28 protein-coding genes are annotated in these 26334 nt (G+C 74.3%); 11 read left to right on the top strand and 17 right to left on the bottom strand.

From position 1 onward, the window contains the following. Window positions 1-203: 203 nt before the first annotated feature. Together ACI794_RS02810 and ACI794_RS02805 are read left to right on the top strand one after the other, a co-directional pair. Window positions 204-1622 (top strand): OFA family MFS transporter, encoded by a 1419-nt coding sequence (locus ACI794_RS02810; RefSeq protein WP_456603975.1) that lies wholly within the window; start codon window positions 204-206, stop codon window positions 1620-1622. Beyond that, entirely contained in the window at window positions 1619-1765 is a 147-nt protein-coding gene (locus ACI794_RS02805) for an MFS transporter small subunit (RefSeq protein WP_456603974.1), read from the top strand. Before ACI794_RS02810 ends, ACI794_RS02805 begins: the two co-directional genes overlap by 4 nt. A gap of 151 nt (window positions 1766-1916) precedes the next feature. Here ACI794_RS02805 and ACI794_RS02800 read toward each other — a convergent pair whose 3' ends face one another. From ACI794_RS02800 to purS, 4 genes are read right to left on the bottom strand one after another with little or no spacing between them, the layout of a single operon-like run. After that, entirely contained in the window at window positions 1917-2300 is a 384-nt protein-coding gene (locus ACI794_RS02800) for a sterol carrier family protein (RefSeq protein WP_456581077.1), read from the bottom strand. Then, window positions 2300-4645 (bottom strand): phosphoribosylformylglycinamidine synthase subunit PurL, encoded by a 2346-nt coding sequence (purL, locus tag ACI794_RS02795; RefSeq protein WP_456603973.1) that lies wholly within the window; start codon window positions 4643-4645, stop codon window positions 2300-2302. Before purL ends, ACI794_RS02800 begins: the two co-directional genes overlap by 1 nt. Continuing rightward, window positions 4642-5313 carry a phosphoribosylformylglycinamidine synthase subunit PurQ gene (purQ, locus tag ACI794_RS02790; RefSeq protein ID WP_456603972.1) on the bottom strand — a complete coding sequence of 224 codons (672 nt, stop codon included), beginning with the start codon at window positions 5311-5313 and terminating at the stop codon, window positions 4642-4644. The genes purL and purQ overlap by 4 nt, the downstream gene beginning before the upstream one ends. A 7-nt stretch (window positions 5314-5320) precedes the next feature. Next, window positions 5321-5560, bottom strand: coding sequence for a phosphoribosylformylglycinamidine synthase subunit PurS (purS, locus tag ACI794_RS02785; RefSeq protein WP_456581074.1), 240 nt, complete (start codon window positions 5558-5560; stop codon window positions 5321-5323). 165 nt (window positions 5561-5725) lie between these two features. On the opposite strand from purS, the gene ACI794_RS02780 reads away from it, so the two are divergent. From ACI794_RS02780 to ACI794_RS02770, 3 genes are all read left to right on the top strand, one after another. Continuing rightward, window positions 5726-6208: a hypothetical protein gene (locus ACI794_RS02780; protein ID WP_456615630.1), complete on the top strand. Its 483-nt coding sequence runs from the start codon at window positions 5726-5728 to the stop codon at window positions 6206-6208. A 172-nt stretch (window positions 6209-6380) separates the two neighbouring features. After that, the gene (locus tag ACI794_RS02775) at window positions 6381-6848 is read left to right on the top strand and encodes a hypothetical protein (protein WP_456615629.1); all 468 of its coding nucleotides are present in this window, start codon (window positions 6381-6383) and stop codon (window positions 6846-6848) included. 136 nt (window positions 6849-6984) lie between these two features. Then, entirely contained in the window at window positions 6985-7455 is a 471-nt protein-coding gene (locus tag ACI794_RS02770; protein WP_456581071.1) for a hypothetical protein, read from the top strand. On the opposite strand, the gene ACI794_RS02765 is transcribed toward ACI794_RS02770, so the two are convergent. Both ACI794_RS02765 and purB read right to left on the bottom strand, forming a co-directional pair. Beyond that, complete coding sequence (locus ACI794_RS02765; protein ID WP_456615628.1) at window positions 7448-8323, bottom strand: phosphoribosylaminoimidazolesuccinocarboxamide synthase; 876 nt, start codon at window positions 8321-8323, stop codon at window positions 7448-7450. The genes ACI794_RS02770 and ACI794_RS02765 overlap by 8 nt on opposite strands. After that, a complete protein-coding gene (gene purB / locus ACI794_RS02760) occupies window positions 8323-9630 on the bottom strand; it encodes an adenylosuccinate lyase (protein ID WP_456615627.1) in 1308 nt (435 codons plus the stop codon). Before purB ends, ACI794_RS02765 begins: the two co-directional genes overlap by 1 nt. Before the next feature lie 123 nt (window positions 9631-9753). Between purB and ACI794_RS02755 the strand changes: the two genes are divergently transcribed. Continuing rightward, complete coding sequence (locus ACI794_RS02755) at window positions 9754-11160, top strand: AI-2E family transporter (protein ID WP_456602395.1); 1407 nt, start codon at window positions 9754-9756, stop codon at window positions 11158-11160. Here the strand turns inward: ACI794_RS02755 and purD are convergent. Continuing rightward, the gene (purD, locus tag ACI794_RS02750) at window positions 11157-12440 is read right to left on the bottom strand and encodes a phosphoribosylamine--glycine ligase (RefSeq protein ID WP_456602394.1); all 1284 of its coding nucleotides are present in this window, start codon (window positions 12438-12440) and stop codon (window positions 11157-11159) included. The two genes, ACI794_RS02755 and purD, sit on opposite strands and share 4 nt — an antisense overlap. A gap of 227 nt (window positions 12441-12667) precedes the next feature. On the opposite strand from purD, the gene ACI794_RS02745 reads away from it, so the two are divergent. Continuing rightward, window positions 12668-13657 (top strand): glycerophosphodiester phosphodiesterase family protein, encoded by a 990-nt coding sequence (locus tag ACI794_RS02745; protein WP_456602393.1) that lies wholly within the window; start codon window positions 12668-12670, stop codon window positions 13655-13657. A gap of 61 nt (window positions 13658-13718) precedes the next feature. Here ACI794_RS02745 and rsgA read toward each other — a convergent pair whose 3' ends face one another. Both rsgA and ACI794_RS02735 read right to left on the bottom strand, forming a co-directional pair. Beyond that, entirely contained in the window at window positions 13719-14729 is a 1011-nt protein-coding gene (gene rsgA, locus ACI794_RS02740; RefSeq protein WP_456615626.1) for a ribosome small subunit-dependent GTPase A, read from the bottom strand. A gap of 63 nt (window positions 14730-14792) precedes the next feature. Continuing rightward, the gene (locus ACI794_RS02735; protein ID WP_456615625.1) at window positions 14793-16079 is read right to left on the bottom strand and encodes an adenylosuccinate synthase; all 1287 of its coding nucleotides are present in this window, start codon (window positions 16077-16079) and stop codon (window positions 14793-14795) included. Between the two features lie 119 nt (window positions 16080-16198). Between ACI794_RS02735 and ACI794_RS02730 the strand changes: the two genes are divergently transcribed. From ACI794_RS02730 to ACI794_RS02720, 3 genes are all read left to right on the top strand, one after another. Further along, window positions 16199-16813, top strand: a complete 615-nt coding sequence (locus ACI794_RS02730; RefSeq protein ID WP_456615624.1) for a hypothetical protein — start codon at window positions 16199-16201, stop codon at window positions 16811-16813. Window positions 16814-16918: 105 nt separating this feature from the next. Continuing rightward, window positions 16919-17983, top strand: a complete 1065-nt coding sequence (locus ACI794_RS02725) for an ABC transporter permease (protein ID WP_456615623.1) — start codon at window positions 16919-16921, stop codon at window positions 17981-17983. After that, window positions 17980-18804, top strand: a complete 825-nt coding sequence (locus ACI794_RS02720) for an ATP-binding cassette domain-containing protein (protein ID WP_456602388.1) — start codon at window positions 17980-17982, stop codon at window positions 18802-18804. The genes ACI794_RS02725 and ACI794_RS02720 overlap by 4 nt, the downstream gene beginning before the upstream one ends. A 38-nt stretch (window positions 18805-18842) precedes the next feature. On the opposite strand, the gene ACI794_RS02715 is transcribed toward ACI794_RS02720, so the two are convergent. The 7 genes from ACI794_RS02715 to ACI794_RS02685 all read right to left on the bottom strand — a co-directional run bounded on the left by ACI794_RS02715 (window position 18843) and on the right by ACI794_RS02685 (window position 24922). Next, window positions 18843-18986, bottom strand: coding sequence for a GPGG-motif small membrane protein (locus ACI794_RS02715; protein ID WP_346620395.1), 144 nt, complete (start codon window positions 18984-18986; stop codon window positions 18843-18845). A gap of 152 nt (window positions 18987-19138) precedes the next feature. Continuing rightward, window positions 19139-19561 (bottom strand): DUF3151 domain-containing protein, encoded by a 423-nt coding sequence (locus ACI794_RS02710; protein ID WP_456615622.1) that lies wholly within the window; start codon window positions 19559-19561, stop codon window positions 19139-19141. 2 nt (window positions 19562-19563) lie between these two features. Next, window positions 19564-20598, bottom strand: coding sequence for a class II fructose-bisphosphate aldolase (gene fbaA / locus ACI794_RS02705; RefSeq protein WP_456581059.1), 1035 nt, complete (start codon window positions 20596-20598; stop codon window positions 19564-19566). Window positions 20599-20724: 126 nt separating this feature from the next. Then, window positions 20725-22077 carry an FAD-dependent oxidoreductase gene (locus tag ACI794_RS02700; RefSeq protein ID WP_456615621.1) on the bottom strand — a complete coding sequence of 451 codons (1353 nt, stop codon included), beginning with the start codon at window positions 22075-22077 and terminating at the stop codon, window positions 20725-20727. After that, window positions 22074-23492 (bottom strand): FAD-binding oxidoreductase, encoded by a 1419-nt coding sequence (locus tag ACI794_RS02695; RefSeq protein ID WP_456615620.1) that lies wholly within the window; start codon window positions 23490-23492, stop codon window positions 22074-22076. Before ACI794_RS02695 ends, ACI794_RS02700 begins: the two co-directional genes overlap by 4 nt. A 117-nt stretch (window positions 23493-23609) precedes the next feature. After that, a complete protein-coding gene (pyrE, locus tag ACI794_RS02690) occupies window positions 23610-24212 on the bottom strand; it encodes an orotate phosphoribosyltransferase (RefSeq protein WP_456602385.1) in 603 nt (200 codons plus the stop codon). A 44-nt stretch (window positions 24213-24256) separates the two neighbouring features. Beyond that, entirely contained in the window at window positions 24257-24922 is a 666-nt protein-coding gene (locus tag ACI794_RS02685) for a fasciclin domain-containing protein (RefSeq protein WP_456615619.1), read from the bottom strand. Between the two features lie 241 nt (window positions 24923-25163). Between ACI794_RS02685 and ACI794_RS02680 the strand changes: the two genes are divergently transcribed. Further along, the gene (locus ACI794_RS02680; protein WP_456581054.1) at window positions 25164-25625 is read left to right on the top strand and encodes a hypothetical protein; all 462 of its coding nucleotides are present in this window, start codon (window positions 25164-25166) and stop codon (window positions 25623-25625) included. 13 nt (window positions 25626-25638) lie between these two features. Here the strand turns inward: ACI794_RS02680 and ACI794_RS02675 are convergent, their stop codons facing one another. After that, window positions 25639-26121, bottom strand: a complete 483-nt coding sequence (locus tag ACI794_RS02675) for a hypothetical protein (RefSeq protein ID WP_456602383.1) — start codon at window positions 26119-26121, stop codon at window positions 25639-25641. Window positions 26122-26334: the final 213 nt, after the last annotated feature.

The following is a 26334-nucleotide window of genomic DNA, read 5'->3' as shown; positions in this document are numbered from 1 at the left end:
GCAGACTAAGGGGGCCGCCACGGCCCGGCTCGGCCGCTTCCACTGTGCGGGCGCACGGTCACGCACGGATCACGGCACGCATGTTGCGCGCGCACTCTCAGGGCGGACAACGTACGGTGCCACCCGATAGCGACCCATATCACAGGGCGCGTCCCGGTCGCGGCCAACCGGCCGTACCGGTCCCGTCCCCGGAGGTTGTCCCCGTGGCAGTACCGAGCTTCCTGGCACGCGAGCGCATCGTCGCCCGGCCAGGATTCAACCGCTGGCTGATCCCGCCGGCAGCTCTGGCCGTGCACCTGAGCATCGGCCAGGCATACGCGACCAGTGTCTACAAGGTCGCCCTCGTCGAGCACTTCGACACGGGTCTCACCCAGATCGGGATCATCTTCTCGATCGCCATCGTGATGCTCGGCCTCTCCGCCGCCGTCTTCGGCACCTGGGTCGACAAGAACGGCCCCCGCGCCGCCATGTTCACCTCGGCCGTCTTCTGGGTGAGCGGCTTCCTGGTCGGCTCGCTGGGCATCTACACCGAGCAGCTGTGGCTGCTCTACCTCGGCTACGGCTTCCTCGGCGGCATCGGCCTGGGCATCGGCTACATCTCGCCGGTCTCCACGCTGATCAAGTGGTTCCCCGACCGCCCGGGCCTGGCCACCGGCATGGCGATCATGGGCTTCGGCGGTGGCGCGCTCATCGCCTCCCCGCTGTCGCGCCAGCTGATGAACTGGTACGACCCGAACTACGACCCGGCCGTCGCGGGCACCGTGCCCAGCGGCAACGCCGTCGCGGGGCTGTTCCTCACCCTGGGTCTGATCTACCTGGTCTTCATGATGTTCGGCGCCTTCATCATCCGGGTGCCGGCCGCGGACTGGCGGCCCGACGGCTTCGACCCGTCGACCGTCAAGGCCAAGTCCCTGGTCACGACCGAGAACGTCTCCGCGAACAACGCGATCAAGACGCCGCAGTTCTGGCTGCTGTGGACGGTGCTGTTCTGCAACGTGACCGCCGGCATCGGCATCCTCGAGCAGGCCGCGCCGATGATCCAGGACTTCTTCCGCGAGGGCGACACCTCCACCGTCCTGGCCGCCACCGCAGCCGGCTTCGTCGGCCTGCTGTCGCTGTTCAACATGGCCGGCCGGTTCGTGTGGTCCTCCACCTCGGACTACATCGGGCGCAAGCCGATCTACATGGTGTACCTGGGCGTCGGCCTGATCCTCTACGTCCTGCTGGCCACCATCGGCAGCACGGCGACGTGGATCTTCGTGCTCCTCGCCGCGGTCATCATCAGCTTCTACGGCGGTGGCTTCGCGACGGTGCCCGCGTACCTGCGCGACCTGTTCGGCACCTACCAGGTGGGCGCCATCCACGGCCGGCTGCTGACCGCCTGGGCGGCCGCCGGCATCGTCGGCCCGCTGATCATCAACGGCGTCCTGGACGCCCGCGGGACGCCGGGTCAGCTCGTCGCCGGTGACTACCGGCCCGCCCTGTTCATCATGGTCGGGCTGCTGGCCGTCGGCTTCGTCGCCAACCTGCTGATCAAGCCGGTGTCGGACAAGTACTTCGAGCCCAAGCAGACCGACATCCCCACCACGGCCGCCGAGCCCGAGAGGAGCACCGTCCGATGAGCACCCCCGCGTCCCAGACCGGCGAGCAGCCGACCACGCACACCCCCGTCGGCCTCATCGCCTTCGCGTGGGCCCTGGTGGGCGTCCCGCTGGCGTACGGCCTGTACAACACGATCAAGGCGGCCAGCGCGCTCTTCGGCTGAGCCACCCGAGCACGGCACTGCGCCCCCGTCCGCATCCCGCGGGCGGGGGCGCAATGCTGTCCGGGCGCGGGCCGACCCGGGTCGGGCAGGGTCCAGCCGCGTGCGCCCGGGGCTCAACCCCGCGTCGTCCGGGTCGACCCGCGACCGGCGTTCACCGGTGTCTCAGCGGGCGGAGCGGCAGCAACTGGCTCAGGTCGGCGCGGTTGCCGCTCGCGCTGACCGCACCCGCGGCGACGGCATCGGCCCAGGACAGCGCGCCCGTCGCCAGCCGCAGCCAGGTCGCGGCGTCGGTCTCGACGACGTTGGGTGGGGTGCCGCGGGTGTGCCGCGGCCCCTCGATGAACTGGACGGCGACGTGCGGCGGCACCCGCAGCTCCACCGAGCGGCCCGGCACCTGCTGGGCCAGCCAGCGCGCGCTGGTCTTCACCGCCGCCCCCAGCACCGCCCGCGGCGGCTGCTCGGCCTCGCCGGCCAGCCAGGCCCGCACCGGGTCGACCGCCGCCCGGAGCTCGTCGGCCGGGATGGGGGCCGGCATCAGGAGGTGGGGACGGTGCCCGCCGGAACGGTGCCGACGGCGTCCTCGGGAGCCCCGAACAGCGCCGGCAGGGTGGCGCTCCAGGTGGCCCGCAGCTCGTCCAGGGGAAGCTCGACCAGCCCGTCGACCGAGAGCACGTCACCGCCCGTCGTCCCGAGCTCGGTGACCGGCACGCCTGCCCAGCGTGCGGTCGTCTTCACGCCGCCGGGGTCGGTGGTGGTGAGGACGACGCGGCCCGTGGACTCGCTGAACAGCGCGGTGAAGGGCTCCTCGCCCAGCTCCAGGCGCGCGCCCACCCCGTGGCGCAGCGCCGACTCGGCCAGCGCCTGCGCCAGCCCGCCGTCGGCCAGGTCGTGCGCCGAGCCGACCAGGCCGGCCTTCGCCAGCGCGGCGAGCAGCTCGGCGAGCTTCCGCTCGGCCCCGAGGTCGACCACCGGCGGCCGCCCGCCGAGGTGGCCGTGCACGACCGAGGCCCAGGCCGAGCCGCCGAATTCCGGCCGCGTCTCGCCCAGGAGCAGCACCGTCTCCCCCGCCGTCCGCCAGCCGCTGCGGACCCGCGTGCGGACGTCCTCGTGCACGCCGAGCACACCGATCACCGGCGTCGGGTTGATCGCGACGTCGCCGGTCTGGTTGTAGAGGCTCACGTTGCCACCGGTGACCGGCAGGCCCAGCTCACGGCAGGCGTCGGCCAGGCCGCGGACGGCCTCGGCGAACTGCCACATCACCTCGGGGTTCTCCGGCGAGCCGAAGTTCAGGCAGTTGGTGACCGCCAGGGGCTTCGCGCCGGAGACCGCGACGTTGCGGTAGGCCTCGGCCAGGTTGAGCTGCGCGCCGGTGTAGGGGTCCAGGCGGGCGTAGCGGCCGTTGCCGTCGAGGGAGAGCGCGATGCCGCGGTGGCTCTCCTCGTCGATGCGCACGACGCCGGCGTCGTCGGGCTGCGCCAGCACGGTGTTGCCGCGGACGTAGCGGTCGTACTGCTCGGTCACCCAGGTCTTGTCGGCGCCGTCCGGGCTGCTGACCACGGCGAGCCAGTGCGCCTGGAGCTCCTCGGGCGTGGTGGGCCGGGGCAGCCGGGCGGCGTCGTCGGCCTGCAGGGCGTCGAGGTCGGCGGGGCGGGCCATCGGCCGCTCGTACACGGGGCCCTCGTGCGCGACGGTGCGCGGCGGGACGTCGACGATCCGCTCGCCGTGCCAGTCGACGGTCAGCCGGTCGCCGTCGGTGACCTCACCGATGACCGTGGCCAGGACGTCCCACTTCGCGCAGACGGCGAGGAAGGCGTCGACCTTGCCCGGCTCGACGATCGCGCACATGCGCTCCTGCGACTCGCTCATGAGGATCTCGGCGGGCGTCAGCGTGGAGTCGCGCAGCGGGACGGCGTCGAGGTCGACGTGCATGCCGCCGGTGCCGGCGCTGGCGAGCTCCGAGGTCGCGCAGGAGAGGCCGGCGCCGCCGAGGTCCTGGATGCCGGTGACCAGGTCCTGGGCGAAGATCTCCAGGCAGGCCTCGATGAGCAGTTTCTCGGTGAACGGGTCGCCCACCTGCACGCTGGGGCGCTTGGCCGGCCCCTCGGCGTCGAACGTCTCGCTGGCCAGCACGCTGACGCCACCGATTCCGTCACCGCCGGTGCGGGCGCCGAACAGGATCACCTTGTTGCCGGCGCCCTCGGCCTTGGCCAGCCGGACGTCCTCGTGCTTCATGACGCCCACGCAGAGCGCGTTGACCAGCGGGTTGCCGGCGTAGCAGTCGTCGAAGAGGACCTCGCCGCCGATGTTGGGCAGCCCCAGGCAGTTGCCGTAGCCCCCGACGCCGGCGACGACGCCGGGCAGCACGCGGGCGGTGTCGGGCGCGTCGGCACGGCCGAACCGCAGCGAGTCCATGACCGCGACCGGGCGCGCGCCCATCGTGAGGATGTCGCGCACGATGCCGCCCACGCCGGTGGCCGCCCCCTGGTAGGGCTCGACGTAGCTCGGGTGGTTGTGGCTCTCGACCTTGAAGGTCACCGCGTAGCCGTCCCCGACGTCGACGACGCCGGCGTTCTCGCCGATGCCGACCAGCAGCGCGTCGCTGGGCGGCAGGTCGCCGAACTGCCGCAGGTGCACCTTGGAGCTCTTGTAGGAGCAGTGCTCGCTCCACATGACCGAGTACATCGCCAGCTCCGCCGTCGTGGGGCGGCGGCCGAGGATGTCCTTGATCCGGTCGTACTCGTCGGCCTTGAGCCCGAGCTCGGCGAAGGGCTGCTCGTCGCCCGGCGTGCGTGCGGCGAGGTCGACGGTGTCGAGCCGGTTCTGCAGCCGGCCCGGGCCGGTGTCGAGGTCGGAGAGGCCCGCGGTTGCTGACTCGCTCACGCTGCGACGACCGCCTTCAGGACGCTGGTGAAGAAGCCGAGCCCGTCGGTCGACGGCCCGGTGAGGTCCTCGATCGCGTGCTCGGGGTGCGGCATGAGCCCCACGACGCGACCGTTCTCGCTGGTGACGCCGGCGATCTCGCGGCTGGAGCCGTTCGGGTTGCCGCCCTCGTAGCGGAACACCACCCGGCCCTCGCCCTCGAGCCGGTCGAGGTCGGCGTCGGCGGCCACGTAGCGGCCCTCGCCGTTCTTGACCGGGATGACGATGCGCTGGCCGACCGCGTAGTCCTGCGTCCACGCGGTGTCGGCGCGCTCGACGACCAGCACCTGGTCGCGGTTGCGGAAGTGCAGGTGGCTGTTGCGGGTCAGCGCCCCGGGCAGCAGCCCCGCCTCGCAGAGCACCTGGAAGCCGTTGCAGATGCCGAGCACCGGCAGGCCGCCGTGAGCCGCGGCCACGACGTCCTGCATCAGCGGCGAGCGGGCGGCGATGGCGCCGGCGCGCAGGTAGTCGCCGTAGGAGAAGCCGCCCGGCAGGACGACGGCGTCGACGTCCTTCAGGTCGTGGTCGGCGTGCCAGAGGGCGACCGGCTCACCACCGGCGAGCCGCACCGCGCGCGCGGCGTCGACGTCGTCCAGGGAGCCCGGGAAGGTGATGACACCGATGCGCACGGTTCGCTCAGTCCTTGGGGAGATGCAGTTCGACGTCCTCGATCACCGGGTTGGCCAGCAACGTCTCGGCGATCTGCTCCAGCTCGGCCTCGTCGGGTGTCCCGTCGACCTCGAGGACGAAGTGCTTGCCCTGGCGGACGCTCCTCACGGAGTCGTGGCCGAGGCGGCCGAGCGCACCCAGGACCGCCTGCCCCTGGGGGTCGCTGATCTCCGGCTTCAGGACGACGTCGACGATCACCCGTGGCACGCCGACGAGGGTACCGGGCGCCGGGGTGTGACCGTGGTCTCCACCGGGGCGACGCTGGTTCACGCGTTCGGGGGAATCCGTTCCGAATCACTCAGGCCAGCGCCCGGAGCTGACGACGGGGATGGCACGGCCGGAACGCCTCCGGCCCGACCCCGAGGAGGACCCGTGAACCTGGTGGCCCGTGCCGGCACCGTGATCGCCCAGGTCCTCGCCGTCGTGCTCCTCTCCGGCGGGGCGGCCATGGCCGCCTGGATCGCCGACCCCGCCGCGGCGGACCGGCCCCGGGTCACCGTCACCCACGGAGCCCCCGCCGGCGCCCTCTACCCCGAGCCGGCGACCGGTTACCCGTCGCCCGCGGTGGGGGCCGTCTCGGCGACCGCGAGCAACCTCGGCACCGCCGCGGTCCGGCTGACCACCGCCACCCTGGGCCGCGTGGAGGTCACTCCGGCGGCGGGACGGACCTGCGCGCCCGGCAGCATCGTGCCGGTGAGCAGCGGGCCGGTGATGCTCGACCAGCCGGTGGACCTGCGCCCGGGGGCCACCGGGGTGCCGGTGGTGCTGCCCGGAGCGGTGCGCATGCTCCCCACGGCCGAGCCGGGTTGCCAGGGGGCCCTCGTCACCGTGGCGGTCACCCTGGCCGGCACGTGACGCCGGCCGCCGCGGCGCGGAACAGGGCACCGGGACCCACGGACGGTCGTCCGGGGGCCCCGAAAGGGTGATCCCAGCCCTCCACCCCTTCCGGAACCGGTGCGTCCTCCCCTACTCAATGTCGTGACGCAGCGCACGTGCTGCATCACAACAGGCAATGACTGGGGGTCCCATGAACACCAAGCGGAGACGCATCGGCGTCCTCGCCATCCTCTTCCTGGCGCTGCTGGGCGGGAGCGCGGCGGTGGCGTCCTGGCTGGTGGACGGCACGGGTCCGGGTTCCGCGAAGGCGGCCACCGTCGCGGAGCTGGGCGTGTCCGCCGGCACGCCGACGGCGTCGCTCTACCCGGGAGCCACCGGGGACCTCGCCGCCCGGGTCAGCAACCCGAACCCGTTCCCGGTGATGCTCACCGGGGCCGCCTTCGGCGCGGTCACCGTGACGCCGGTCGACGGCCGGACGTGCACCGCCGCCGACGTGGCGGTGTCCGGCCCGGTCAGCCTCTCCGGGATCACGCTGCCGGCCAATTCCGGGACCGATGTCACCGTCCCGGGCGCGCTCACCATGCTGACGACGGCCGCCGACGGCTGCCAGGGCGCGACCTTCACCGTCGAGGTCACCCTGTCCGGCGCATCGGCCTGACCCCCCGCGGGGGGGGGGGGGGGGGGGGGGGGCGGCGGCGGCGGGGGGGGGGGGGGGGGGGGGGGGGGGGGGGGGGGGGGGGGGGGCGCCGTCACCGACGGCGCCTCCGCGGCCCCGTCCGAGAGGAGGACCGACCGTGCTGCACCGGATGGGCGTCCCCCTGCTGGTCGTCGTCGCGGTGGTCCTTGGCACCGCCGCGCCCGCACCGGCCACCTGGGCGACGCGGGCGGCCGCCGGGCCGGCCGTCGTCGCGGCGGCGGTCATGCCGCCGGGCGAGCAGCCGACCGCATCGGGCAGCGGAGTGCTGACCCGCTCGTTCACGGTGACCTGGCGCACGAGCCACGTGGCCGGCGTGCCGGTCACCGGCTACGTGGTCCGGCGCACCAGCAGCCTGCTGGGCGCCGGCCTGGTCTCCGAGGGCACCTGTTCGGGGGTCAGCCTGCTCGGCATCGACGCCCCGGTGTACGTGCCGGCCGACCCGGCCGCCGAGACGCAGTCCTGCACCGACACCTCCCTCGTGTCGCTCGGCACGGTGTCCTACACCGTCACACCGGTCCTCGAGCGCTGGCTCGGGGCGCCGTCGCCCTGGTCGGCGCCGGTCAGCTGAACGGCCGGCCGGTCAGGCGCTCGTAGGCGGTGACGTAGCGCTCGCGGGTGGCGGCGACGACGTCGGCGGGCAGCTCGGGTGGCTCGGAGACCCGGTCCCACCCGGATGACGTGAGCCAGTCGCGCACGAACTGCTTGTCGTACGACGGCTGCACCGCGCCCGGCGACCAGGTGTCGGCCGGCCAGAACCGGGACGAGTCCGGCGTGAGCACCTCGTCGCCGAGCACGAGCCCACCGTCCGGCGAGACCCCGAACTCGAACTTCGTGTCCGCCAGCACGATCCCGGCGTCGGCGGCGATCTCGGCGCCGCGCCGGTAGAGCGCCAGCGTCAGGTCGCGCAGCTCCTCGGCCCGTGCGGCGCCGACCGCCGACACCACGGCGGAGAAGTCGATCGCCTCGTCGTGCTCGCCGATCTCCGCCTTGGTGGACGGCGTGAACACCGGGTCGGGCAGCCGGGACCCCTCGACCAGGCCCGCCGGCAGGGCGACGTCCCGGATGGAGCCGGTCCGCTCGTACTCCTTCGTCCCGGACCCGGAGAGGTAGCCGCGGGCCACGCACTCCACCGGGAGCATCTCCAGCCGGCGGACCAGCATCGCGCGCCCGGCGACCTCCGCGGGCACCCCGTCGTCCGCCCCCGGAGCCGCCGACACCAGGTGGTGGGTCGCCCCGAAGGACTCCAGCACCGGGGTCAGCTGCTCGAACCACCACACCGACAGCTGGGTGAGCACCCGCCCCTTGTCCGGTATCGGGGTGGGCAGCACGACGTCGTACGCCGAGATCCGGTCCGAGGCGACGAGCAGCAGCCGGTCGGCGCCGGCGTCGTAGATCTCCCGCACCTTGCCGCGGGCCACCAGCGGGAGGCCGACCATCAGGCCAGCGCCGCCAGCCGGTCGAACAGCGGGCCGAGGTTGGCCACGTACTTCTCCGGCCGGCAGATCTCGTCCAGCCGCGCCTCGTCCAGCGTCACGCCCGACGACCCCGCCCGCGCACGCAGGGTCTCCCGGAACGGCGTCCCCGAGTTCCACGTCTCCATCGCGGCGGCCTGCACCAGCGCGTAGGCGTCCTCGCGCGACTGGCCGCTCTCCACCAGCTCCAGGAGCACCGACGAGGTGTAGATCAGCCCGCCGGTGGACTCCAGGTTCGCCCGCATCCGGTCGGCGTCCACCACGAGGTTCTCCACCAGCCCGGCGGTGAGGTGCAGCAGGTAGTCAGTGGTGATCGCGGCGTCGGGCAGGAACACCCGCTCGGTGGAGGAGTGCGAGATGTCGCGCTCGTGCCAGAGCGGGATGCCCTCCATGACCGGCACGATCGCCGCCCGCACCACCCGCGCCAGGCCGGCGATGCGCTCGGAACGGATCGGGTTCTTCTTGTGCGGCATCGCGCTCGAGCCCTTCTGGCCCGACCCGAACGCCTCCGACAGCTCCCGCACCTCGGTGCGCTGGCCGTGCCGCACCTCCAGGGCGATCGCCTCGCAGACGGTCGCGATGATCGACAGCGCGGAGACCCACTCGCTGATCGAGTCGCGCAGCACCACCTGGGTGGAGGCGTCCGCGGGCCGCAGGTCCAGCGCCTCGGCGACCGCGACCTCGACCGAGGGGTCGATCAGCGAGTACGTGCCGACGGCGCCGGAGATGGCGACGACGCCCACGCGCTCGCGGGCGGCCCGCAGCCGGTCCCGCGACCGGGCCGCGGCGAAGGCCAGGTCGGCGACCCGGTGCCCCCACACGACCGGCTCGGCGTGCACGCCGTGGGTGCGGCCCACCTTGATCGTCGAGCGGTGCGCCAGGCCGTGGTCGCGCAGCGCCGCCACGAGGCGGTCGGCCTTGGCCAGCAGGATGTCGGTGGCCTCGGTGAGCTGGACGGCGAGCGCGGTGTCCAGCAGGTCCGACGACGTCATGCCGTGGTGCACGTAGGCGGCGGCCGAGCGCGGCTCGGTGTTGTCGGCCCACGCGGTGAGGAAGGCGATGACGTCGTGCTGCGTCGTCTCCTCGATCTCGGCGACCCGCTCGGCCGTGGGCGGCGGCGCGTTGCGCACCGGCTCCACGACGTCGGCGGGCACCCGCCCGGCCGCGGCGTGCGCCTCCAGGACCAGCCTCTCCACGCGGCACCACAGCTCGTACTTGTGGGCGTCGCTCCAGACCCGGCCCATCTCGGGGAGGGTGTAGCGCTCGATCATGCGGGTACCGCCCGCCACCGGTCAGCTCGTCGCAGCACGGGGACAGTCTCCCGCAGGGCTAGCGTGATCACGAACGGCCCCTACCGGAGGTGATCGATGCGGCGTCGCGCCCGAGATCTCGCCGTGCGCGCAGGAGACCTCGCCGCGCGCGCCCGCGACCGGATCCGCGCCGCCCGGGAGCACGATCCGCACGCCTGGCACCACCACCACGGGCCGCCCGACCCCTACCCGGTCGGCATCCGGGGCGACGGCGCACCGGCCGCGCGGGCGAACGGTGCCTCGGCGCCCCCGCTGGGCAGCCCGTCCCCCGCAGCCCCGGACCTCGACGGCGCGCTCGGCCCCGGTGGGGTCAGCGGCCCGCCCGCCGGCGGCTCCCCCGACGGCGCTGCGCCGCACCTCCCGGGGCACCGCGCCGGCGCGCACCACGGCGGGCCGGAGGACGGCGTCCCGTTCGGGCTGCGCGTCGCGGCCGCGTGGTCCTGGCGGCTGATCCTGGTGATCGCCGGGTTCTCCGTGCTGCTCTACGCCGCGGCGTCCATCGCCGTCGTCGTCGTGCCGGTGCTCGTGGCCCTGCTGCTGTCGGCGCTGCTGCAGCCGGGGGCCGCGAGCCTGGCCCGGCGCGGGTGGCCGCCGACCCTGGCCGCCTTCACCATGCTGCTGGTGGGCCTGGCCGTGGTCGCCGGGATCATCACGCTGGTCGTCGAGCGCTTCACCGCCGGCTTCGCCGATCTCGCCGAGCAGGTCAGCGAGGGGCTGGCGCAGGTCCAGACGTTCGTCGTCCGCAGCTTCCCCATCACCGAGGGGCAGCTCGCCGACCTCCTCACCCAGGCGCAGGACGCGCTGCTCGACAACCAGGACACCCTCGCCTCGGGCGCGCTCACGACCGCGGCGACGGTGGGCGAGGTCGTCGCCGGCATCGTGCTGGCGCTCTTCACGCTCTTCTTCTTCCTGAAGGACGGCCGGTCGATCTGGCTGTGGCTGGTCGGTCTCTTCCCCGCCGCCTCCCGGGCCTACCTCGACGAGGCCGCCCGGCGCTCCTGGCGCACGCTGATCTCCTACGTCCGCGCGACGGTCGTGGTGGCGCTGGTCGACGCCGTCGGCATCGGCATCGGGCTGGCGGTCCTCGGCGTCCCCCTGGTGATCCCGCTGGCCGCGCTGGTCTTCCTGGGGGCCTTCGTGCCGATCATCGGTGGCTTCCTGGCCGGCACCGTGGCCGTGCTGGTGGCCCTGGTCTCCAACGGCCCGATCACCGCGCTGATCGCGCTCGCCATCGTCATCGGCGTCATGCAGCTGGAGGGCCACGTGCTGCAGCCGCTGCTGCTCGGCCGGGCAGTCCGGGTGCACCCGCTGGCGGTGGTGCTCGCGATCGCCGCGGGCCTGCTGATCGGCGGCATCTTCGGCGCGCTCATCGCCGTCCCCGCCGTGGCGTGCGTCAACGTCGCGGGGACCTACCTCAGCCGCCGGCACGAGGGGCCGCGGCCGCCGGAGCCCCGGCCCGGGCGCGCGCGACCGGTCGTCGCGGCGGGTTAGCCGACGGCGATCCGGCCCTCGACGGCGGCGAGCGCGATGTCGGTGCGCCAGTGCGCATCGGCCAGCCGCACGCCGGCGACCCGCTCGTAGGCGCCCCGCCGCGCGGCCGCGAGGTCCTCGCCCACCGCGGTGACCGCGAGGACCCGGCCCCCCGCGGAGAGCACGGTGCCGTCGTCGGCGAGCGCCGTGCCGGCGTGCAGCACGCCCTCGCCGTCGGCCCCGGTGATCGGGTCACCGGTCCGCGGCGACTCCGGGTAACCCGGCGCCGCGATCACGACGGTCACCGCGGCACCGGCGCGCCAGCGCAGCGGCGGGTGCTCGCCGAGAGTGCCGGTGGCCGCGGCGTGCAGCAGCCCGCCGAGCGGGGTCTCGAGCAGGGGGAGCACCACCTGGGTCTCGGGATCGCCGAAGCGGGCGTTGAACTCCACCACCCGGACGCCGCGCGAGGTGAGCGCGAGCCCGGCGTAGAGCAGGCCGCTGAAGGTCTCGCCGCGCCGGGCCATCTCGTCGACGGTCGGCTGCAGCACGGTCGCCAGCACCTCGTCGACCAGGCCCGGTGGGGCCCACGGCAGCGGGGCGTAGGCGCCCATCCCGCCGGTGTTGGGCCCGGCGTCGCCGTCGTCGCGGCGCTTGTGGTCCTGGGCGGGCACGAGGGGGACGACGGTCGCGCCGTCGGTGACCGCGAAGAGCGACACCTCGGGCCCGTCGAGGTACTCCTCCACCAGGACGGCGCCGCCGGCGTCGAGCACGTGGCGGCCGTGCGCGGCGGCGGCCGCCCGGTCGGGGGTGACGACGACGCCCTTCCCGGCGGCCAGCCCGTCGTCCTTGACCACGAAGGGGGCGCCACCGGTGAGCGCCGCCACCTCGTCGAGGGCGGTCTCCAGCTCGGCCGGGCCGCCGACGGGCCAGGACCGCGCGGTGGGCACGCCGGCCGCTGTCATGACGTGCTTGGCGAAGGACTTGCTGCCCTCGAGCCGGGCCGCCTGCGCGGAGGGGCCGAAGCAGGCGATGCCTGCCTCCCGCACCGCGTCGGCGGCGCCCGCGACCAGCGGCACCTCCGGTCCGATCACCACGAGGTCCGCGCGCCAGCCGCGCGCCACGGCCGCCACCGCGACCGGATCGGCCACCGCCAGCGCCGCGCCGCCGGGCGGCGGGGGGGCCACCGCCCGGGTCCCGGCGTTGCCGGGAGCGCAGGCGAGCGCGCTCACCGCGGGGTCGGACTGCAGAGCCACGCACAGGGCGTGCTCCCGGGCACCGGAGCCGATCACCAGCACGCGCACGATCGGCGACCCTACCGATGTCGCGCGCCGGCGCCCCGGGCGCGGGGCGTCGTCCCACCCGTCACAGACACACCGTGTGAGATCACCCACGCCGGGTGGGACCTCCGCTGGTCAGCGCGCTGGCCGCTCGATCGTGCGCAACCCGTCCCCTCCAGTTCGCCGTGGATTCACCCGGCTCCTGTGTTGTGGGTGCCATGCGCGCGACCGAGTCGCTGGCGGACAGGCCAGTGACACGCCTTCCCCGGCCCGTCGTCATCGGACACCGCGGAGCCCCGGCCTACCGGCCGGAGCACACCGCGGCCAGCTACGAGCTGGCCATCGACCTGGGCGCCGACCTCATCGAGCCCGACGTCGTCGTCAGCGGCGACGGCGTCCTCGTCGCCCGGCACGAGAACGAGCTCTCCCTGTCGACCGACGTGGCCGAGCACCCGCAGTTCGCCGACCGCAGGACCACGAAGCTGGTCGGCGGGAAGCTGCGCACCGGCTGGTTCACCGAGGACTTCACGCACGCGGAGCTGCGCACCCTGCGGGCGGTCGAGCGGATGCCGTCGCTCCGGCCGCTGAACACCGCGTACGACGGGCGGTTCGGCATCCTGACGCTGGCCGAGGTCGTCGAGCTCGCCCGGAGCCGCTCGACCCCGGAGCGCCGGATCCGCGTGCTCGCCGAGCTCAAGCACGCCGAGTGCCCCGAGGCCGGTCGCTCCATGGCCGAGCTGGTCGCCGCGGAGCTGCGCCGGCTCGGTGCCGACCGCGCCGACGGTGACGTGGTGCTGCAGTCGTTCGACCCGGCCCTGCTGCGCCACCTGCGCGCGCTGCTCGGCGAGGACGGCCCGCAGCTGGTCCAGCTCGTCGACGACATCCCGGCGGGCGACACCATGGTCACGCCGGCCGGCCTGCGCGAGATCTCCACCTACGCGCAGGGGGTCGGCCCCAGCCGGGGGCGGGTCCTGGCCAGCGGAGCCGACCACGCGCTGACCGGCACGCCGCACCTGGTGGAGCAGGCGCACGCCGCCGAGCTGGCGGTCTTCTGCTGGACGCTGCGGGCCGAGAACGCCTTCCTCCCCGCGCACCGCCGGCGCGGGGAGGCGCCCGACGGGCTCGGTGACGCCGTCGGCGACGCGCTGGCGCTGCTGGCGCTCGGCGTCGACGGCCTGATCAGCGACTCCCCCGACCACGCGGTCCGCGCGCGGACGGCGCTCACCGCCCAGCTGGTCTGAGCCCGGCCGGTGGGTCGCGACGCGGGGCCCGGAGGCCTCCCGGCGCGGCCCACCCAGCGGCTCAGCGCGAGCCGGCCCGCCGCCTGGCCGCGGTGTCGTCCGGAGGACGACGGTGTCGTCGCGCCCGGGCGTCGACGCGGAGCTGCTGGCGGTGCGCCTCCGCCTGCAGCTTCCGCCACGAGGTGAAGCGGGCCGGGTCGAGCAGCCCGTCGTCGATGGCGGCGGCGACGGCGCAGCCGGGCTCCCTCCGGTGCCCGCAGTCGCGGTAGCGGCACCGGGTCGCCAGCTCCGTGACGTCGGCGAACACCCGGTCGACGCCGTCCGCGTCGTCGTGGAGGCCCAGCTCGCGCATGCCCGGGGTGTCGATCAGCAGCCCGCCGCCGGGCAGTCGGTGCAGCTCCCGAGCGGTGGTCGTGTGCCGCCCCCGGCCGTCGTCGCGGATGTCGCGGGTGCCGGCCACCGTGCACCCGGCCAGCGCGTTGGCGAGGCTGGACTTCCCGACCCCGGAGGGGCCGACCATGGCGGCCGTGGAACCGGGCGGCACGAGCGCCCGCACGGCATCCAGGCCCTCCCCCGTGACCGAGCTGACCGCCAGCACCGGGACGCCCACGGCGTCGTCCGCCACCTGCGCCACCCCGGCCGGCACGTCGGGGCAGAGGTCGGCCTTGGTGAGGACGACGACCGGCGCGGCACCGCTGCTCCAGGCCACGGCCAGGTAGCGCTCCACCCGGCGCAGCCGCGCGGGGCCGATCAGCGCGTCGACCACCAGGACGGCGTCGACGTTGGCGGCCACCACCTGCGCGGCGGAGGTGCGGCCGGCGGCGGTGCGCGTGAAGGCGCTGCTGCGCGGCAGCACCGCCACCGCCAGGTCACCGCGCAGGGCGACCCAGTCGCCGACCGCGGGGGCGGCCGGGGCGTCCTTCAGCGCCGCCCCGAGCGCCACCCGTCGCTCCCCGCCGCCGGTGAGGACGCTGAGCCGGCCGCGGTCGACCCGCCCCACCCGGCCGGGCTCGCACCCCGGTGGCAGCGCGGTCGCGCGGTCCGGCGTCCAGCCCAGATCGGTCAGCTCCACGCGCGGCATCGTGGCCCCGGGCGGCCCCGGTTGTCGCTCGATTTACCGGCAGAGGGTGCTTCTTCAGATCAGGTCGTGGATGACCACGTTCTCGTCGCGGCCGGGGCCGACCCCGATGACGCTGATCCGGGCCCCGGAGAGCTCCTCCAGCCGCCGCACGTAGGCCTGCGCTGCCGCCGGCAGGGAGTCGAAGGTGCGGCAGTCCCGGATGTCCTCGAACCAGCCCGGCATCTCCTCGTAGACCGGCTTCGCGTGGTGGAAGTCGGTCTGCGTCATCGGCATCTCCTCGTGCCGGATGCCGTCGATCTCGTAGGCCACGCAGATCGGGACCGTCTCCAGGCCCGAGAGCACGTCCAGCTTGGTGAGGAAGTAGTCGGTGATGCCGTTGACCCGGCTGGCGTAGCGGGCGACGACGGCGTCGAACCAGCCGCAGCGCCGGTCGCGCCCCGTGGTGACGCCGACCTCCCCGCCGTGCTTGCGCAGGTACTCGCCCCACTGGTCGTGCAGCTCGGTCGGGAAGGGACCGGAGCCGACGCGGGTCGTGTAGGCCTTCAGGATGCCGACGACGCGCTCGATCCGCGTGGGGCCGACACCGGCGCCGACGGCCGCGCCGCCCGCGGTCGGGTTGGACGAGGTGACGAACGGATACGTGCCGTGGTCGACGTCGAGCAGCGTGCCCTGGGAGCCCTCGAGGAGCACCCACTCGCCGGCGTCGAGCGCCTGCCCGAGCAGGAGGCGGGTGTCGACGATGCGGTGCTTCAGGGCCTCGGCGTACTGCGCGTACTCCTCGACGACCTCGTCGACGTCGATGGCCTTGCGGTTGTAGACCTTGACGAGGATCTGGTTCTTCTCCTGCAGCGTGCCCTCGAGCTTCTGCCGGAGGATCGACAGGTCGAGCAGGTCCTGCACGCGGATCCCGCCGCGGGCCACCTTGTCGCCGTAGGCGGGGCCGATCCCACGCCCCGTGGTGCCGATCTTGCGCTTGCCCAGGAACCGCTCGGTGACTTTGTCGAGGGCCCGGTGGTGCGGCATGATCAGGTGCGCGTCGGAGGAGATGACCAGCCGCGAGGTGTCCACCCCACGCTCCTCCAGCCCGGCGAGCTCGCGGATCAGCACCTCCGGGTCGATCACCACGCCGTTGCCGATGACCGGCGTGCAGCCCGGCGTCAGGATGCCCGACGGGATCAGGTGGAGGGCGTACTTCTCGCCATCGGGCGTGATCACCGTGTGCCCGGCGTTGTTGCCGCCCTGGTAGCGGACGACGTAGGGGACGCGGCCGCCGAGCAGGTCGGTGGCCTTGCCCTTGCCCTCGTCGCCCCACTGGGCACCGATCAGCACGACAGCGGGCATCGGCTCGTGGCTCTCCTGTCCGGCGGGGTGGCGGCGCGGTCCTGCAGCTCGACACCCGGGTCGATCCGTCCGGCAGGTCGGCCGGGACGGTGGGGTGGGACGGGTGACAGGGTATCGGCATGTCGTCGGTCGAGCTGGACCTCCGCCGCCTGGGCCCGGCGGAGGCGCCGCTGCGCAGTCAGCTGACGCCGGTCGCCACGGCCGGGCAGCTGGTGGTGCGCGGCCCGGTGGCGGGGCTCTCGGCGGTGCTGGCCGCACTGCTCAAGGCCGGCCGGACGGCGGAGGTGCCGGTGGCCTGGGAGCCGTCGGGCGACAAGTCCTCGACCGCCCTCGCCCGCGCGCTGGGGATCGGGACCGGCGGGCCGCGCGACCTCACCCTCGTCCGGGACGACCACGGCGGCGTGCTGCTGCACCACGGGCGCATCGAGGCCCCCGGCACCGGCCGCCGGTCCCTCTCCCGGCGGCTGGGTCTGCAGGCGTACCACGACGACATCAAGGTGGCCGACGGCGAGATCACCCGCATCGACGTGCGGCCGGACTGGACCGCCGTCGACACCATCGGCGTGACGGTGATGACCCAGCCGCTGCGGCCGACCCGGCAGACCAGCGGCCGGGCGCTGCAGGTCGCCTCCGACCTCGCGCGGGTGGTCCGCGACGGGGTGCCGTACGTGCGCTCCGTCGACCGGTGGACCTGGTACGCCGACGACCGGGTGCGGTGGCGCCTGGTCCCCTAGGAGCGCCCTGCGCGGGGCCGGGGCCGTCATGGACACTGGGGGCACCCGACCGCCCGAGGAGGACCCGCTGCCGACGTCCTGCTGCTCCGTCGGGTCGCCGTGCCGGTGATCACCGACCCGCGCACCGCCTTCGGCTCCCGCATCGCCCCGGTGCCCGCCCACCGCCGCTTCCTGGCGCGCGCGTTCGCCCGCCCGAGCCTCCCCGCCGTCGTGGGGCTGGTCGTCGTCGTCGCCTTCTTCGCCCTGCGGGTGCCCGCCCTGCTGAGCCCCTTCGGCCTGGCGACGGTCCTGGACACCGCGGCGCTGCTCGGCATCGGCGGGGTCGCCGTCGCGCTCCTGCTGGTGGCCGGGCAGTTCGACCTCTCGGTCGGGGTGGTGGCCGTCGCGAGCTCGCTGCTGACGGCGCTGCTCATCGGGTACGCGGGCTGGAGCACCTGGCCGGCCCTGCTGGTCTCCCTGCTGGCCGCGCTGCTGGTGGGGGTGGTCAACGGTGTGCTGGTCGTGAACACCGGCCTGCCCAGCTTCCTGGTCACCCTGGCGACCTTCCTGATCCTGCAGGGCACCTCGCAGGCCGGCGCGCAGGAGGTGGCCGGCGGCACGCGGGTCAGCGGCCTGGACGAGAGCCCCGGCTGGACCTCCGCGACCGCCGTCTTCGACGCGACGGTCCAGCTCGGCAACGGCCGGTTCAGCATCAGCATCCTGTGGTGGCTGGGGATCACGGCGCTGGCCACCTGGGCGCTGTGGCGGACCAAGTTCGGCAACGCGGTCTTCGCCAGTGGTGGCGCCCACCAGGCGGCGCGCGAGCTCGGCGTGCCGGTGCGGCGGACGACGGTGGCGCTGTTCTGCCTCACCGCGGCCGCGGGCTGGCTGCTCGGCACCATGACCCTCGTGCGGCTGGCCAGCGTCCAGGCCGGCGGGACGGTGGGGATCCTCAGCGGGATCGACTTCATCGTCGTGGCGGTCATCGGCGGCTGCCTGCTGACCGGTGGCTACGGGTCGGCGATCGGCGCCTCCGTCGGCGCCCTGCTCTACTCGGTCGCCCGGGAGGGCATCACGCTGGCGGACTGGGACACCCGCTGGTTCCAGGCGCTCCTGGGCGTGCTGCTGCTGGTCGCGCTGCTGGCCAACGGCGAGGTGCGGCGGCGCCTCCGCGCGAGGCCGCGGTCGTGACCGGCCCCGAGCAGCCGGCCGGCGAGGCGACCCCCGTCCTCGAGCTGCGCGGCGTCACGGTGCGGCACGGCAGCGTGCCGGCGCTCAGCCGGGTCAACGTCGCCCTGGTGCCCGGGCAGATCACCTGCGTCCTCGGGGAGAACGGCTCGGGGAAGTCCACGCTGGTGCAGGTGGTGTCCGGGTACCGGTGCCACGACGAGGGCCAGCTGCTGGTCGCGGGCGTGCCCACGAGGTTCCGCTCGCCGCGGCAGGCACGGGAGGTGGGGATCGCCACCGTGTGGCAGGACCTCGCCGTCGCCCCGCTGCTGTCGGTCTGGCGGAACTTCTTCCTCGGTGCCGAGCCCACCCGGGGGGTGTGGCCGCTGCGCCGGCTGGACGTGGACGGCGCCCGCGAGACGACGGTGCGCGCCATGGCACGGGTCGGCGTCACGAACCTTGACCCCGACCAGCCGGCCAGCGCCCTGCAGGCCGGGGAGCGGCAGAGCCTCGCGGTCGCCCGCGCCCTCCACTTCGGCGCCCGGGCCCTGGTCATCGACGAGCCCGTCACCCCCATGACGGTGGCACGCCAGACGCTGTTCGGGCAGGCGGTCCTCGCGGCGCGCGCGCAGGGGCTGGCGGTCGCCGTCGTCACCAACAACCCGCGGTACGCCCATCTCATCGGCGACCGGTTCCTGCTGCTGGCGCACGGGCACGTGGCCGGCAACCTGACGCGGGAGGACGTCGACTCCGACGGGCTCACCGCGCTCATGGCCGGCGGGGACCAGCTCACCACCCTCACCGACGCGCTGACCGCGCTGCACCCGGAGCTCGGCGAGCGGTGAATCCCCCGGGCCCCCGCCGTGCGGGGGCCCGGGGTCGATCAGGTGAAGATGCTCACCCCGCCGGGCCCGACCAGCAGCCCGAGGACGATGAGCACGATCCCCCAGACGATCTCCTTGCGGACGATCGCGACGACACCGGCGACCACGAGGACGACGGCGAGGATCCAGAGCAGGGTGGCCATCAGAGGTCTCCTCTCCAGGGCGCCTTTCTGGCGCCGAGCACTCTGCGTAGTGATCACGACGGCGCCGATCCAAACCCGTCGACCCGAAAGTGCAGTTGGACGCGGAACGGGCGGCCCGCACACGCGGACCGCCCGTTACCGATCGTGAACGATCAGATGGCCAACGTCGGATCGCAGTCCCGAAGCAGCTGGGTGCAGCGTTCGGCCTCCGCCGTCTCGCCGATCGCCTCGGCCGCCCGGGCGAGGACGGTGACGCAGCGCAGGAACCCCTGGTTCGGCTCGTGCCACCACGGCACCGGGCCGTAGCCCTTCCACCCGTTGCGGCGCAGCGCGTCCAGCCCGCGGTGGTAGCCGGTGCGGGCGTAGGCGTAGGCCTGGATCGTGTCGCCCAGCGCCCGCTCGGGACGGCTCATCGCCTCCTCGGCCAGGCCCGCCCACACCGCGCTCACGGTCGGGTGGTGGGCGGCGACCTCGGCGAGCGTGGCGCCCTGGGCGAGCTCGGCGTCGGCCTCGGGCGTGGCCGGCAGCAGCGTGGCCGGCGGCTCGCCCAGCAGGTTGCCGTGGGAGTGGCTCATCGTCACGCGCCCTGCGACTGGCCGGCCGACAGCAGGTGCTCGCACGCCTCGACGACGCGAGCGGCCATGCCGGTCTCGGCGGCCTTGAGGTAGCTGCGCGGGTCGTAGGCCTTCTTGTTGCCGACCTCGCCGTCGATCTTCAGGACGCCGTCGTAGTTGGCGAACATGTGCCCGGCGATCGGCCGGGTGAAGGCGTACTGGGTGTCGGTGTCGACGTTCATCTTCACGACGCCGTAGGAGATCGCCTCGCGGATCTCCGACTCGGCCGAGCCGGAGCCGCCGTGGAACACCAGGTTGAACGGCTTGGCGTCCTCGCCCAGGCCGAACTCCTCGGCGACCAGCGCCTGGCCGCGCTGCAGCACGTCCGGGCGCAGCTTGACGTTGCCCGGCTTGTACACCCCGTGCACGTTGCCGAAGGTGGCCGCGAGCAGGTAGACCCCGCGCTCGCCCAGCCCGAGCTGCTGCGCGGTGCGCAGGAAGTCGCCGTCGGCGGTGTAGAGCTTCTCGTTGATCTCGGCGACGACGCCGTCCTCCTCACCGCCGACGATGCCGATCTCGAGCTCCAGGACGATCTTGGCGGCCGCCGACTTCTCCATCAGCTCCTCGGCGATGTCGAGGTTCTCGCCGAGCTCGATCGCCGACCCGTCCCACATGTGCGACTGGAACAGCGGCGCCTGCCCGGCGTCGACCCGGTCCTTCGACAGCGCGATCAGCGGGCGCACGTAGGAGTCGAGCTTGTCCTTCGGGCAGTGGTCGGTGTGCAGCGCCACGTTGACCGGGTACTTCTCCGCGACGACGTGGGCGAACTCGGCCAGCGCGACCGCGCCGGTGACCATGTCCTTCACCCGGGTGCCCGAGCCGAACTCCGCGCCCCCCGTGGAGAACTGGATGATCCCGTCGCTGCCGGCGTCGGCGAACCCGCGCAGCGCCGCGTTGATGGTCTCCGAGGACGTGCAGTTGATCGCCGGGTAGGCGAACCCGCCCTCCTTCGCCCGGCTGATCATGTCGGCGTAGACCTCGGGGCTGGCGATGGGCATGCGGCACTCCTCCGTCGGGAACGGCTGTACGGCGCTGTACGTGCGGACGTCGGTGATCAGTATCGCGCCGCGCCTCCCCCGGCGACACCGTGGGCCGCAGCTGCCCCCGACCGGGCGACCGCGCGGTCAGCCCTGCTCGATCCGGCTGACCACCCGGGCGGCGACGACCACCGGGTCGTAGGTCGGCGAGAACGGCGGGGCGTAGGAGAGGTCGGAGCCCGCGAGGTCCTCGGCGGTCATCCCGGCCCAGATGGCGGTGGCCAGGACGTCGATCCGCTTGCCGCTGCCGGGGCCGCCGACGATCTGGGCGCCGATCAGCCGCCCCGACCCCGCTTCGCTGATGAGCTTGATCGCGATCTCCTCGGCGCCGGGGTAGTAGCCGGCCCTCGTCGTCGCCTCGATCGTGTCGGTGCGGTAGTCGAAGCCCGCCTCCTCGGCCTCGGTGGTGCACAGCCCGGTGCGGCCGATCTCCAGGTCTCCCACCTTGGTCAGGGCCGTCCCCAGGACGCCGGCGAAGCGCGCCGCCCGCCCGCCGATCACCGAGCCGGCCACCCGGCCCTGCTTGTTGGCGTGGGTGCCCAGGGCGACGTGGGTGGCCTCGCCGGTGACCCTGTGGAAGGTCTGCGCGCAGTCGCCGGCGGCGTAGATCTCCGGGTGCGAGCGGGTGCGCTGGGTGCGGTCGACGGCGATGGCGCCGGTGGTGCCCAGCCGGATCCCGGCCTGCTCGGCCAGCCCCACCTCGGGGCCCATGCCGAGACCGAGGACCACCAGGTCGGCGTCGTAGCTGCCGGCGTCGGTGCGCACGCCCCGCGCGCGGCCGGACCCGTCGACCAGGATCTCCCGCACCGCCTGGTCGGGGTGCATCTCCATGCCCATGGCGCCCATGCCGGCGCAGACCCGCTCGGCCATGTCGGCGTCCAGCAGCTGCATCGGCAGCGGGTCGGCGAGCACCACGGTGACCTCGAGCCCGCGGCGCTGCAGCGCCTCGGCCATCTCCAGCCCGATGTAGCCGCCGCCCAGCACCAGGGCGCGGCGCGGGCCGGCGTCCAGGGCGGCCCGGATGGCGGCGCCGTCGTCGAGCCGGTGGACGCCGAAGACGCCCGGGGAGTCCAGGCCGGGGATCGGTGGGCGGTTCGGTCGCCCGCCGGTGGCCACGAGCAGCCGGTCGTAGCCGACCCGCTCGCCGGCGTCGGTGACCACCTTCCCGGCGTCGGCGTCGATCTCCACCGCCCTCGTGCCGGTGTGCACGGTGATGTCCCGGGCGGCGAACTCCGCCGGCGTGCGGGCGGTCAGCGCGTCGCGGTCCTCGACCTGCCCGCCGATCCAGTACGGGATGCCGCACGCGGAGTAGGAGACCACGTCGCCCTGCTCCAGGACGACGATCTCCAGGTCGTCGGCGCCCCGGAGCCGGCGCGCCTGGGCCGCGGCCGACATCCCTGCCGCGTCGCCGCCGATGACGAGGAACCGCTCTCTGGTCATCGCCCCAGCGTGGCACCCGCCGGCGTGCTGCGGAACACCGTGCCGGGGTTGAGCAGGCCGGCCGGGTCGAGCGCGGACTTGATCGAGCGGTGCACGTCCAGCGCCACCGGGCCGATCTCGCGCTCCAGCCAGTCGAGCTTGATGGTGCCGACCCCGTGCTCGCCGGTGATCGTCCCGCCCAGCGACAGCCCGAGGGCGAGGATGTCGTCGAACGCCGCGTAGGCCCGCTCGCGCTGGTCGGCGTCCGAGGCGTCGAAGCAGACGGTCGGGTGCATGTTGCCGTCGCCGGCGTGGCCGACGACGCCGATGACGACGTCGCGGTCGGCGGCGATGCCGTCGCAGCCGTCCAGGAATCCGGCGATCCGCGAGCGGGGCACGGCGACGTCGTCGATGAGCACCGCGCCCCCGACCCGCTCCAGGGCGGGCAGCGCCATCCGCCGGGCCGCGAGCAGCAGATCGCCCTCGGCCTGGTCCTCGGTGGAGTGCACGAGCTGGGCGCCTGCCTCCTCGCAGAGCGCGGTGAGCGCCGCGATCTCCTCGGCGGCGGCCGCGCCGCCCGCGTCGGACTGGGCCACCAGCAGCGCGCGGGTGTCGTGGTCCAGGCCGGCCCGGAGCACCTGGTCGACGGTGCGGATGCAGGTGCCGTCCATGATCTCCAGCAGGCTGGGCACCAGGCCGCCGGTGACCACCCGCTCGACGACCTGCCCGGCCTGCGCCGTCGTCGCGAAGGAGGCGGCGAGGGTGACCGGGGCCTTCGGCGCGGGGCGCAGCGCCAGCGTCGCCTCGGTGATGACGCCGAGCGTCCCCTCGGAACCCACGAACAGGCGGGCCAGGTCGTAGCCGGCCACCCCCTTGACCGTGCGCCGGCCGGTGCGCAGCACGCGCCCGTCGGCGAGGACGACCTCCAGGCCGAGCACGTAGTCGGTGGTGACGCCGTACTTGACGCAGCAGAGGCCGCCGGAGTTGGTGGCCAGGTTGCCGCCGATCGTGCACCAGTCGTAGCTGGAGGGGTCCGGCGGGTAGAAGAGCCCGCTACCGGCGACGGCGTCGCGCAGCTGCTTGTTGACGACCCCCGGCTGGACGACGGCGAGCCGGTCGGCCGTGGAGATCTCGAGGACGGCGTCCATGCGGGTCATCACCAGCGTGATCCCGCCGTCGACGGCGTTGCTGCCGCCGGCCAGCCCGGAGCCCGCACCGCGGGGCACCACGGGGATGCCGTGCCGCGATGCGACCCGCAGCACCGCGGCGACCTCCTCGGTGCGGCGGGGGAAGACCACGGCCGCGGGCGTGCCGGCGGGCGCCATCATCGCCTGGTCGCGGGCGTAGGAGGTGGTCACGTCCGGATCGGTCAGGACGCTGTCGGGGCCCAGGGCGTCGGTCAGCTCGGCGAGCCACGTCGCCGTCGTCGTGGTCACCGTCACACCGTAGGACCACCGGCGATGATCAGGTGACCTGATCACGCGGTGTCCTCCCTCAGCGCCCACGGTGAGGGAGGACGCTCCATGATCAGGGTCCCTGATCCCAGCGGGCCGTCAGTCGAGGCCGAGGTCGGCGAGGGTGAACGCGGCCCGGTACTCGTACCCGGCCTCCTCGACCGCCGCCCGCCCGCCCCGGTCGACGATCACCGCCACCGCCACCACCTCGGCGCCGGCCTCCTGCAGCGCCTCCGCGGCGGTCAGCGGGCTGCCCCCGGTGGTGGAGACGTCCTCGACCACGAGGACGGCGCGCCCGGCGACGTCCGGGCCCTCGATCCGCCGCTGCAGGCCGTGCGCCTTCCCCGCCTTGCGCACCACGAAGGCGTCGAGGAAGCCCTCCCCCGCCGCGGCCGCGTGCAGCATCGCGGTGGCGACCGGGTCCGCCCCGAGGGTGAGCCCGCCGACGGCGTCGTAGCGCAGGTCGCCGGTGAGCTGGCGCATCACCCGGCCCACCAGCGGCCCGCCCTCGTGGTGCAGCGTCAGCCGGCGCATGTCGATGTACCAGTCGGCCACCTGCCCGGAGGAGAGCGTGACCTTCCCGTGCACCACGGCGAGATCGATGATCAGCTGAAGCAGCCGGTCGCGGTCGGGCAGCGAGGCCGCGCTCCCGGGGCCCGCGCCGAGGGACGAGGTGTGGGGGGGAACGTGGTCCTTCTGCATGCCCGGACCCTACTGAGCCGACGGTCCCACGGCGGACCACCAGGTCAGCCGGCGGCGGGCTGGAGCACCTGGTCGATGATGTAGACGGTGGCGTTGGCGGTCTGCACGTTCCCGCAGATCACCGAGGCCTCCGTGCCGACGACGGTGGCGTCCGTCCCGATGGTGAAGTCCTCGCCCGAGCCCTCGATCGTCACCTCGTCGTTGTTCAGCGTGGTGTGCGTGCCGGCGAACTCGCCGGGGGCGAGGCGGCCCGGGAGGACGTGGTGGGTGAGCACCGCGGTCAGCGCCGGGGTATCGGCGAGCAGGCCCTGCAGCGCGTCGGCCGGGAGCGCCTCGAACGCCGGGTTGGCCGGGGCTAGCACGGTGATGTCCTGGGTCGTGTCGAGGGTCTCGACGAGGTTGGCTGCCTGCACCGCCTGCACCAGCGTCGACAGCGCCGGGTTGGTGCCGGCGGCGGTGACCACCGGGGCGGCGCTCATGGCCTGGAAGCTGCCGGGGCCCTCGGCCGGGACCGCCGCGCAGCCCTCGCCGAACGGCCCACCGGGGACGGGGACGGCGGCGCTGCTCTCCGGGGCCGGGCTGCTGGTGCCGGGCGCCGTGGTGGCGGCGCTCTCGGCCGCGGGGTCGTCGTCGGAGCCGCAGGCGCTGAGCGCGATCCCGAGGCTCGAGACGGCGGCGAGCAGGATCCCGCGGGGGAGCGTGCGCGTCATGGTGGTGCTCCTGTTCCTCGTCCGGCGCGACGGCCGCGTCGCGGTCGATCCTCGTGGGGCACCGGCCGCGGTGCGGCCGGTGGGGCGTGGCCGTAACCACCCGGACCGGGCCGGTCGTCGCGCGGGGGCGCCGGCACGGTCACGAACGGTGTTCCCCTGCCGGGGCCGATCCGGATTCGACTCGAGCGGGAAACCCGGCCACCGCGCCGGCCCGGGGCGGGCCGTCTGCCAGGCTGGAGGGGTGCCGGCCGATCCCCGCTCCCGCCCCGTCGACGGCGACGCGACCCCGCAGGCCCCGCCGTCGGTGCGGGTCGCCATGGCGCTGCTGGCGACGCTCGCCGTCCTGCTGCTGCTGTACGTGACGATCACCTGGCTCGGCCGCGACGGCGTCACCCAGGCGCTCACCGAGGCCGGGCTGACCCCGGACGAGGCCCAGCAGTTCCTGCTCGTCAACACCACCGCCCCGCTCGTCCTGGGCATCACCTACGCCGTCTCGGCCTGGGCGGTGTCCCGCCACCGCCGGTGGGGGCTCTGGGCCGGCGTGGTCTCGACGGTCCTCCTGGCGCTGGTGCTGCTCTCCACGATGCTCACCGCCGGCGGGGTCACCGTCGTCGCGCTGCTGCTGCTGGTGCTCTCGGTCGCGGCGGCGGCCAGCCTGGTCGCGCGGACGACGCGGGACTGGCTGGCCGCCGGCCGGGCCTGAGCGGCCTCGGGGCTCAGCCCTGCCCGGTGGCGCGCTGCCACTTGCGGAAGCGGTACCAGTCGTTGGACGGCTTCGCCGCCAGCAGCACCACCCCGACCCCGGTCAGGATCAGCTGGAACCAGGAGAGCGCCGTCACGAAGGGCAGCGGCCCGCTCGCGACGGCGTTGAATGGCCCCGCGAGCAGCGCCAGGCCGCCGAGGACCCACAGCAGGATCCGCGCCCAGTTGCGCCCCTGCCAGGCGAACCACAGGAAGAGCAGCTGCAGGGCGAGGAGGAGGATCGTGAAGCCGATCGTCACCTGACCCACGAGCTCGGCGAACGCCTCCGCGTCGAGGCCCTCGAACTCGGGGCCCTGGAGATCGGTGCCCGACCGGTCGAGGGTCCAGGTCACGAACCGGTCCCAGTTGAGCAGCGTGACGACCGCCGCCACCGCGCTGAGCACGAGCGAGGCGAGGAAGGCGCCCAGCCCGGCGCGGACGGTGAGCGGGCGCTCCATCGGCTGGGGCGCGTCCGGGCCCCAGCCCTGGGGCGCCGAGGGGGCCGGGGCGTAGCCGTACGGGTTCTGGCCGTAGGGGTTCGGCTGCCCCTGGCCGTAGGGGCTCTGCGGCGGCTGACCGCCGTACGGGGGCTGGCCGTAGGGAGGCTGTCCGTAGGGAGGCTGTCCGTAGGGAGGCTGTCCGTAGGGAGGCTGTCCGTAGGGAGGCTGTCC

It is taken from the genome of Blastococcus sp. SYSU DS0541, from assembly GCF_054050875.1.
This window is presented reverse-complemented; position numbering and strand designations above follow the sequence as displayed.